At 42.7% G+C, this 8,822-nt stretch carries 8 protein-coding genes and 1 pseudogene; 3 read left to right on the top strand and 6 right to left on the bottom strand.

Annotation, left to right across the window (positions count from 1 at the left end; all coding sequences use genetic code 11):
* Together IM507_RS03780 and cobO are read left to right on the top strand one after the other, a co-directional pair.
* A pseudogene (locus tag IM507_RS03780) lies at positions 1-400 on the top strand (Uma2 family endonuclease); the annotation flags it as partial.
* A gap of 74 nt (positions 401-474) precedes the next feature.
* The gene (cobO, locus tag IM507_RS03775; RefSeq protein WP_002737079.1) at positions 475-1,080 is read left to right on the top strand and encodes a cob(I)yrinic acid a,c-diamide adenosyltransferase; all 606 of its coding nucleotides are present in this window, start codon (positions 475-477) and stop codon (positions 1,078-1,080) included.
* On the opposite strand, the gene IM507_RS03770 is transcribed toward cobO, so the two are convergent.
* Together IM507_RS03770 and map are read right to left on the bottom strand one after the other, a co-directional pair.
* Positions 1,077-2,258 carry an aldo/keto reductase gene (locus tag IM507_RS03770; protein WP_002737408.1) on the bottom strand — a complete coding sequence of 394 codons (1,182 nt, stop codon included), beginning with the start codon at positions 2,256-2,258 and terminating at the stop codon, positions 1,077-1,079. The two genes, cobO and IM507_RS03770, sit on opposite strands and share 4 nt — an antisense overlap.
* Positions 2,259-2,394: 136 nt before the next feature.
* A complete protein-coding gene (map, locus tag IM507_RS03765; RefSeq protein ID WP_002737845.1) occupies positions 2,395-3,159 on the bottom strand; it encodes a type I methionyl aminopeptidase in 765 nt (254 codons plus the stop codon).
* Positions 3,160-3,570: 411 nt separating this feature from the next.
* Here map and IM507_RS03760 point away from each other — a divergent pair, with 411 nt between their 5' ends.
* A complete protein-coding gene (locus tag IM507_RS03760; RefSeq protein ID WP_287636629.1) occupies positions 3,571-4,596 on the top strand; it encodes a PstS family phosphate ABC transporter substrate-binding protein in 1,026 nt (341 codons plus the stop codon).
* Between the two features lie 52 nt (positions 4,597-4,648).
* Here IM507_RS03760 and pstB read toward each other — a convergent pair whose 3' ends face one another.
* The 4 genes from pstB to IM507_RS03740 form a co-directional block, all read right to left on the bottom strand.
* The gene (gene pstB / locus IM507_RS03755; RefSeq protein WP_002752756.1) at positions 4,649-5,455 is read right to left on the bottom strand and encodes a phosphate ABC transporter ATP-binding protein PstB; all 807 of its coding nucleotides are present in this window, start codon (positions 5,453-5,455) and stop codon (positions 4,649-4,651) included.
* Positions 5,449-6,372 (bottom strand): phosphate ABC transporter permease PstA, encoded by a 924-nt coding sequence (gene pstA, locus IM507_RS03750; protein WP_002735875.1) that lies wholly within the window; start codon positions 6,370-6,372, stop codon positions 5,449-5,451. Before pstA ends, pstB begins: the two co-directional genes overlap by 7 nt.
* 2 nt (positions 6,373-6,374) lie before the next feature.
* Positions 6,375-7,310, bottom strand: coding sequence for a phosphate ABC transporter permease subunit PstC (gene pstC, locus IM507_RS03745; protein ID WP_069474116.1), 936 nt, complete (start codon positions 7,308-7,310; stop codon positions 6,375-6,377).
* Between the two features lie 97 nt (positions 7,311-7,407).
* A complete protein-coding gene (locus IM507_RS03740; protein WP_287636630.1) occupies positions 7,408-8,433 on the bottom strand; it encodes a PstS family phosphate ABC transporter substrate-binding protein in 1,026 nt (341 codons plus the stop codon).
* Positions 8,434-8,822: the final 389 nt, after the last annotated feature.

Here is an 8,822-nt window from a genome sequence, read left to right as displayed (position 1 = left end):
TAATACCTTAGAATGGCAAGGATTTAGACTAATTGAGGGACAATATCAAGCTATTTCTGCTAATGAGCAGGGTTATCTATGGAGTGAAGAGTTAGGATTATATTTAGGCATATTTGACCGGAAACTGCGTTATTTTACCGTCGATGGTCAACTGGTTCCCACTCCCCAAGAAGCTGAATTACAGCAAAGACAAGCAAAGGAACAGATTCTTTTAGAAAAGGAACAGATTCTTTTAGAAAAGGAACAGATTCTTTCAGAAAAGGAACAGGAAAGACAGGCAAAAGAACAGGCTCTCCTAGAAAAAGAACAGGCTCTTTTAGAAAAAGAACAAGAACGACAAGCTAAGGAAAGATTAGCGGCAAAATTACGAGAATTAGGCATCAATCCCCAGACAATTTAGCCGGTTAAAATCTGCAAACAGCGATCGATAACCCCTTGAGTTACAATTATCTTGATTTGACTGGATAGACCCGAATGCAACTCACTCCCGAACAATACAAAGAAAAAATGCAGCGCCGCAAGGCAATCCAAGAAGAACGTTTAGCCGAAAAAATCGCTGAAAAAGGTTTAATTATCGTTAATACTGGCGATGGTAAGGGAAAAACCACGGCAGCCCTCGGTATGGTTTTACGTTCCCTCGGTCATGGTTACAAAGTGGCGGTGGTACAATTTATCAAAGGTGCCTGGGAACCTGCCGAACAAAAGATTTTTAGTGTTTGGGGGGAACAAATCGAGTTTTATGCAATGGGGGAAGGTTTCACCTGGGAAACCCAAGATAGAGAAAGAGATATAGAGAAAGCCCAAGAAGCATGGCAAAAAGCCCTAACTTTTCTCGAAAATCCCCAATATCAATTAATTTTACTCGATGAGATCAATATCGCCCTTAAATTCGGTTATCTGGATATTCAGGAAGTTATCGCTGGTTTAGCCCGAAAACCCGCTAATTGCCACGTTATTCTCACTGGTAGAGGAGCTTTACCCGAATTAATCGAGATAGCGGATTTAGTCACGGAAATGAAGTTAATTAAACATCCCTTTCGTCAACAGGGAGTGAAAGCGCAACCCGGCATCGAATTTTAACTACTGCTTAAGCGTTGTACCGTCTCTCCCGACAATAATCGATGAGTTTCGGCGAGAAGATGGGGAATTTTATCAGCGTGGGGACTAGCAGCTAAACAGGCAGTTAAATCGAGTTTTTCCACCTCTTTTGCCTGTTGACCCGGGAACCAATGACCCCCATTACCCAAGAGATTGTATCTGGCCCTAGCAAAGTCAATCATATCGTAGGCGATAGCGAGATTGCGTAACCAGAGGATAGAAGGAATATTGATGTGATTGGGGGTATTTTCCCAGCTAGGTAAACCTAAAGACCAAGTTTTCACCCAATTATCGCCTAAACAGTTGATCATCTCTCCTTGCAATCTCTCGATAATTGCTGGTAAAATCTCCTGGGCCCGATCAAGTAAGGGTAAAGTTTTCAGGTGTTCATCAAAATCCTTGGCTCGCGCTGCACCAATACTCAGGGTATGAACAGCCGGATGACTGAGACAGAATAGGTCATTAAAAACCATCGGACTGAGAGGAGAACAGAGAGCGACGAGCTTAGGGGGAGGATTGTAGAGATGGCCGCCCTTATCGGAGGGACTAATGATAAAAACGCCCATATCGTGCTGTTTTGCCGCTTCTATGGCCAGCCAGTTATTCTGAAAAATATAGTACCAGTGCAGATTGAGGTAATCGTAACAATTTGTTGCAATAATCTTGACAATTACATCAGTTGGTGCATGGGTGGAGAAACCGATAAAACGAACTTTTCCCTGTTGCTGTAATTTTTTCGCCTCTTGCCAACAACCGCCCTCGGCCATAGTATCATCGAGAATTTCCTCGGTGTTGATGCCATGGATGCCGAACAAATCCACATAATCTAACCGTAAAAATTGCAGGGATTGCTCAAATTTACGGCGAAATTCCCGCACATCTTGACTAGGAGAAACTTTCGTCTGCACGATAATCTTTTCCCTCGGTAGTTGCGGCAAAATTTTGCCCAATTGCATCTCGGAAGTGCCGTAACCCCTAGCGGTTTCGATGTGATTAATCCCCACTTCCAGAGATTTATTGATAATTGCCTCTAAATTGCCTTGATTCTCGTCGGGAATTTGCGACATCGGCACATCCTGCCACTGAAATTGATAGCGCATTCCCCCACAGGAAAACACCGGCATTTGTAGATTAGTGCGACCGAAACGACGATACTGCATATATTCAGTTATCAGTTATCAGTTATCAGTTATCAGTGGGGAGATGGGTGACCACTTCGTGCGCGTTGCGGGGGGTGATGGGGTATTAGTTGAAACTTCCCTATTTCCCCATTCTCCCATTCCCTGTTCCCTAAATTTAATCGGGTAAAGTGAGAATTTCGACACCGGTTTCAGTGACGGCAATGGTGTGTTCAAATTGGGCCGAAAGTTTACCATCTTTAGTAATAGCAGTCCAACCGTCTTTTAAGAGAATATGTTGCCAAGTACCCTCATTAATCATTGGTTCAATGGTGAATACCATGCCGGGGCGAATTGTTTTGCCTTTGCCGCGAATGCCGTAGTGGGGAACCTGCGGACCGGTGTGAAAAACATTACTAATACCATGACCGACAAAATTTCTAACCACTGAAAATCCTTGTCCTTCGGCGTATTCTTGGATAGCCGCGCCGATATCGCCGATTTTACCCCCCGGCTGCACTGCATCTATGCCTCTTTGCAGACATTCTCTAGTCACTTCTACTAACTTTTTCGCTAGGGGGGAGGGAGTACCGACAAAGAAAGTCTGGGAGGTATCGCCGTGATAACCCTCTAAAATCGGGGTGACATCGATGTTAATAATATCGCCGTCTTTAAGGATTTGAGCGGCGCTGGGGATGCCGTGACAGATAACCTCGTTAATGCTAGTACAGATAGACTTAGGAAAGCCATGGTATCCTAGGGGCGCACTTTTGGCTCCATGGGCGCGAGTCCAACGTTCTGCCTCGTCATTGATTTCTAGGGTACTTACCCCCGGTTTAACCATATCTGCCAGATGCTCTAAGAGTTTAGCTGCTAATCGTCCGGCTCGACGCATTTTTTCAATTTCCCGGGAGGAGAGTAAGGTGATGGTATCGTTGCCCATGAATTATCCGACTGTTAAGAAAGATTCTTGTTACATTTCTTATCCTAGCAAAATCGGGCAGCCTTATGGTTTCGGAAGTGGGGTCTAGGGAGTGGGGTGTGGGGTGTGGGGTGTGGGGTGTGGGGAAGTGGGGAGAACAAAGCTGCCTTTTGCCTTTTGCCTTTTGCCTTTTGCCTTTTGCCTTTTGCCTTTTGCCTTTTGCCTTTTGCCTTTTGCCTTTTGCCTGTCCTGATATGTAGCGCATACTCAACGGATTTAGTATCAGACCCTACAGATAAACGTTTTTGTTGTCCTTTTGTCCATCAGTTTGATGTGTTTTCGATAACATTCAACTTTAGAATTCTTAATTATATATCAACTTTTTTTGAAATAATATTATGTAGTTATTGACTGATAACGGGGACAGAGACAATGAGTAAAAGCGACAAAAATTCTGTGAAAATGGTATTTTCTGCGTTAAGTATTTTTGGAATTAGCCTACTGTCGGCCTGTGGCATAGGGGAATCTCCAGCTAACAAATCAATTAAAATTGATGGTTCTAGTACCGTATACCCGATTACCCAGGCCGTGGCCGAGAAATTCAAAAGCAGTCAACCGGGTACAGCAGAAGTGAGCGTAAAATTTTCGGGAACCTCAGGGGGATTTCGGGAATTCTGCGAAGGAAAAACTGATATTAGTAATGCCTCTCGACCGATTCAAGCCGATGAGATGTCCCTGTGTAATCGCTATGGCGTAAGATATATTGAATTACCCGTGGCTTTTGATGCCTTAACTGTAGTCGTTAATCAGGAAAATAACTGGATTGATAGCATTACCCTAAAAGAATTAAAGAAAATGTGGGAACCGGCTGCTGAGGGTAAAATTACCAATTGGAATCAAATTAGGCCGGAATTCCCCAATAAACCCCTAAATCTCTTTGGTGCAGGCCAAGATTCCGGAACTTTTGACTATTTTACCGAAGCTGTGGTCGGTAAATCCGGTGCTAGTCGTAAGGATTATGTAGCCAGCGAGGATGATAACACTTTAGTCCAGGGAGTCAGTCAAGATCCGAATGCTCTTGGTTACTTTGGACTAGCTTATTATGAACAAAATCCCCAAAAATTGAAAGCTTTAGGCATTGATAGCGGTAAAGGGGCGATTTTACCCTCTAGAGAAACTGTAGTTAACTCCCAATATCAACCCCTTGCTCGACCTTTATTTATCTACGTCAATGGGGAGAAAGCGCAAAAAAGCCGAGCTTTACAGGAATTTGTGGAGTATTACCTCGATAATGCCGAGAGTATTGTTAAAGAAGTCGGTTATATCCCCCTAACGGATGAACATTACCATTTAGCCACAGTCACCTTCTTTAACGGTGAAGTGGGAACGGTTTTCGGAGGACAATCGCAATTTGATGTCACCCTAGCGGAATTATTGCGGCAAAAAGCCAAGTTTTAGAGGAGAGCGTTGGGGAGATAATTGCTTTCTCTCCCCAAACAATGGCGATTTTTTAACCAAATCGACCGCTAATATATTCTTTTGTTTTCTCGTGAGTTGGTTCTTGAAACATAATTTTAGTTTGTCCAAACTCCATCAGTTCACCCAAATACATAAAAGCTGTGTAATCAGAAATCCGGGCTGCCTGTTGCATACTGTGGGTGACGATTAAAATGGTAACTTTTTCCTCTAATTTACCAATTAGTTCTTCTATACTATTAGTGGCGATCGGATCGAGAGCGGAAGTGGGTTCATCAAAGAGGATAATTTCAGGATCCGTAACTAAAGCGCGGGCAATACAGAGACGTTGTTGTTGTCCCCCCGATAAATCGTAGGCACTGGTGTTGAGACGATCCTTGACTTCATCCCACAAAGCGGCACCGCGCAAGGCTTGTTCTACTTTATAATCGATAAACTCCCGTTTTTTTTCACCCCTAACCCGCAAACCGTAGGCGACATTTTCGTAAACAGATTTCGGGAAAGGGTTCGGTTTTTGGAAAACCATACCAATCCGCATCCGCACCTCGATCGGATCGACCTTGTGATCTAAAATATTGACGGTATCGATATAAATGCCCCCTTCGTAGCGATTAGCGGCATAAAGGTCGTGCATTCGATTAAAACAGCGCAAAAGCGTCGTTTTACCGCAGCCAGAGGGGCCAATTAGAGAGGTGACTTGTCTTTCGGGAATGGTGAGATTGATACTTCGCAAAGCGGGTTTATTGGTGCCAGCGTAGTAAAAGTCAAGGTTTCTCACCTCAGCTTTTGGTTGAAATTCTTTGATATTAGACATCATCGAGGGAAAAATAGAGTTTACCATTTGATACCTTTGCGGAAACGATAGCGGAGATAGATAGCTACAGCGTTCATACCGAGAGTCATCACAATCAACACTGTACCAGCGGCAGCCGCATTGACTTCAAATTCTGGCTCTGGACGAGAAACCCAGTTAAACATCTGGATAGGCATAACTGTAAAGGGTGCTTTTAGCCAATTAAAGTTAATAAAGGGAAAATTTGCTTGTAAAGGAGCATCGGGTAGAAAGGCAATAAACGTGAGCGCACCAATAGTAATCACGGGAGCCGTTTCTCCAATCGCTCTGGAAAGCCCGATGATCACACCGGTTAGGATACTACCGAAGGAGTAGGGAAGAATATGATCGGCGACTACTTGCCATCTACTTGCTCCCACGGCATAGGCCGCTTCCCGGAGACTGTTGGGTATTGCCCGAATTGCCTCTCTGGTGGTGACAATAACCACAGGTAGGATCAGCAAAGCTAGGGTTAAACCGGCGGCAATAATACTTTGTCCGAGATTGAATTGATAGACAAATAAACCGAGGGCGAGTAAACCATAGATAATTGAGGGAACACCCGCTAAATTAGTGACGTTAATCTCAATAATTGCTGAAAGCCAATTTTTCTTACTATATTCTTCCAGATAAATTCCCGCCGCAATACCGAGAGGAATCGCAATCAAGGCTGTTACCAACATCACTAGCAAGGTTCCCACCCAAGCGGAAAGAATACCAGCTTCTTCAGGGTGACGACTAGGAAAAGAAGTAAAAAACTGGGGGGTAATGCGCGGCAACCCTGCCATTATCATCTGGGCAATCAGGATAAAGAGAATTAGGGTAGAAACAAAAATAATCAACAACCCTAAGCCAGAAAATACAGTGCTAATCAGCTTGCGCCTTTCAATATTAGCTCTTAAATTCGATAATTGTTCTTTTTCCATGATTAGTAAACCTCCCGATATTTTTTGGCGAGGAAATAACCGATAATATTAAAGATTAAAGTCAAAATGACTAGCATAATACCGGCGGCAAAAATTGATTGATACTCGATCGAACCGTGGGGTAAATCGCCTAAACTAACCTGAACAATATAAGCGGTAATGGTGGCCGCTTCACTAAAGGGATTGAAGGTTAAATTTGGCTGTAATCCTGCGGCGATCGCTACAATCATCGTTTCTCCCACGGCCCGGGAAACTCCTAAAATATAAGCGGCACTAATACCAGAAATAGCGGCAGGCAAAACCACATTTAAAGCAGTTTGTAAACGAGTTGCTCCGGTAGCGTAGGAACCTTCCCGGAGGGTCAAAGGTACGGCACGCATGGCATCTTCACTGATGGAACTAATCAGGGGAATAATCATTAATCCCATGACCAAACCAGCACTGAGCATATTAAATGAAGGCAAGTCAGGCAAAAAAGTTTGTAGGAAAGGTGTGACATTTAAAAAGGCAAAATAACCATAAACTACTGTCGGTATAGCCGCTAATAATTCTAGACAGGGTTTAACCACTTCTCGCAGGCGCGGGGGGGCAAATTCACTGAGATAAATAGCAGCAATTGTTCCCAAAGGAATAGAGACAAACATCGCCACGATCGAAGTGGTTAAGGTTCCCGAAAGTAGCGGTAAAATACCATAACGCGGATCGGCAAAAAGCGGACTCCAAACTGTATCGGTTAGGAATTGAATCAGGGGAACTTTCTCGAAAAAATGCACGGATTCTAGAATCAAAACCTCCATAATGCCAATGGTTGTCGCCACAGAGGAAAAAGCCGCCAAAAATAGAATAACTTCAATAATAGTCTCTTTTAGGTTGCGAATCTTTTTGGGAGTAGCTGCCTGAATCCAGACACTCTCTGATTTAATTGCTGGTTGAGTCATGCTTTAAATATCTGGCTGATGATCTTTTTAGCTGTTTAATTAGAAATGGGGTTAGGCACTTGCCCCCCCCATTATCCTAGTGGTTTCTAGTGAGAAACTATGGTTTAGCTTCTAAGCGAACGATATCTTGGATTGTTAAACCCACAGTATCACGGCCAACGAATACACTTCCTGTTTTATTATTTCTGAAGTTGTTCATTACCGATTGATAGACATTAGCGGGTAAAGGAACGTACTTAACTTCCCGGACTAATTTGGGGGCATTGTTGATGAAAAATTCAACAAAACTTTTCACCTCTGGACGTTTGGCTGCATCAGCATTAACGTAGATAAAAACAGGACGGGAGAGGGGATTATATTTGCCGTTGTTGACATTTTCTGCTGAGGGAGATATGGCTCCTTTGCCGTTATCAATGGCTAGGGCTTTCAGACGACCTTTATTTGCTTCATAATAGGCATAGCCAAAGTAACCTAAAGCGTTACGATCTCTGATAACTCCCTGCACTAGAACGTTATCATCTTCACTGGGGGTAAAGTCGGTGCGACTTTTCTTCGATTCACCGACAATTGCCTCGGTAAAGTAATCGAATGTTCCCGAATCTGCACCTGGTCCGAACAGTTTTAGATTGGCATTAGGCCATTTAGAATTAACTTGATTCCACTTAGTGATCTTCCCTTGAGCAGCGGGTTCCCACATTTTTTTCAGTTCAGAAACCTTGATGCTATTAAGGGGATTTTGTCTATTGACTACCACTGTTAAAGCATCAAAAGCGATCGGCAGTTCTAAGAATTTAACGCCATTTTTAGCGCACAATTGACGCTCAGAATCCTTAATTGGACGAGAAGCATTAGAAATATCCGTTTCACCAGCACAGAATTTTTTAAAACCGCCACCTGTTCCCGAAATACCGACAGTTACCTGTGTCTGACGATTTATCTTTTGAAATTCTTCCGCTACTGCTTCTGTAATTGGGTAAACGGTGCTAGAACCATCAATTTTGATAGTATTGCGGCTTTGGGAATTAACCGCCGGGATGGTGAGAGCTAGGGCTGCTCCTACTGCCGCTAAACCAGCGCTGATTGTCCATCGATTTAGTTTGAATTGGAAATTCTGCATACTCATTTCGCTAATTATTGCTGGTTCGGGAATCAAAAAATTAACTTTTAGGTTGGATTGTACATAAAACCCTAAAATTATGATCAATTATTTGAGTTAATTTAAGGTTAAGGTTAAGATTTGGTTTGGTTAAATTTAGTTTAAGCTTGGGTTAATTAAGCTTAACTTAAACAAATATGTCTCACATTTTTGGTTATTTAAATTAGTTGATGACCACCCTATTGCAAATTAAAGTTAGTCAAAACGCTCAATAATAGACCTCTTGCATAATTTTTTTATGGTATAATGTAAGGTTTTGCTTTTTTCTCAATTCTTAGATTGAAGTGGAAAAAAGAATAAAATGTGATCTTAGGTCAGGAAATCATCTATAATTTTGCTATGTTTATTAGCAAAAT

It is taken from the genome of Microcystis sp. M20BS1 (assembly GCF_020245305.1).
GTDB lineage: Bacteria > Cyanobacteriota > Cyanobacteriia > Cyanobacteriales > Microcystaceae > Microcystis > Microcystis ichthyoblabe_A.
This window is presented reverse-complemented; position numbering and strand designations above follow the sequence as displayed.

Bases quoted from the DNA above. Each gene is read 5' to 3' on its own strand.
- pstB (WP_002752756.1), bottom strand. From the start codon at position 5,455: ATGGTAAACTCTATTTTTCCCTCGATGATGTCTAATATCAAAGAATTT.
- IM507_RS03760 (WP_287636629.1), top strand. From the start codon at position 3,571: ATGAGTAAAAGCGACAAAAATTCTGTGAAAATGGTATTTTCTGCGTTA.
- map (WP_002737845.1), bottom strand. From the start codon at position 3,159: ATGGGCAACGATACCATCACCTTACTCTCCTCCCGGGAAATTGAAAAA.
- IM507_RS03770 (WP_002737408.1), bottom strand. From the start codon at position 2,258: ATGCAGTATCGTCGTTTCGGTCGCACTAATCTACAAATGCCGGTGTTT.
- pstA (WP_002735875.1), bottom strand. From the start codon at position 6,372: ATGGAAAAAGAACAATTATCGAATTTAAGAGCTAATATTGAAAGGCGC.
- cobO (WP_002737079.1), top strand. From the start codon at position 475: ATGCAACTCACTCCCGAACAATACAAAGAAAAAATGCAGCGCCGCAAG.
- pstC (WP_069474116.1), bottom strand. From the start codon at position 7,310: ATGACTCAACCAGCAATTAAATCAGAGAGTGTCTGGATTCAGGCAGCT.
- IM507_RS03740 (WP_287636630.1), bottom strand. From the start codon at position 8,433: ATGAGTATGCAGAATTTCCAATTCAAACTAAATCGATGGACAATCAGC.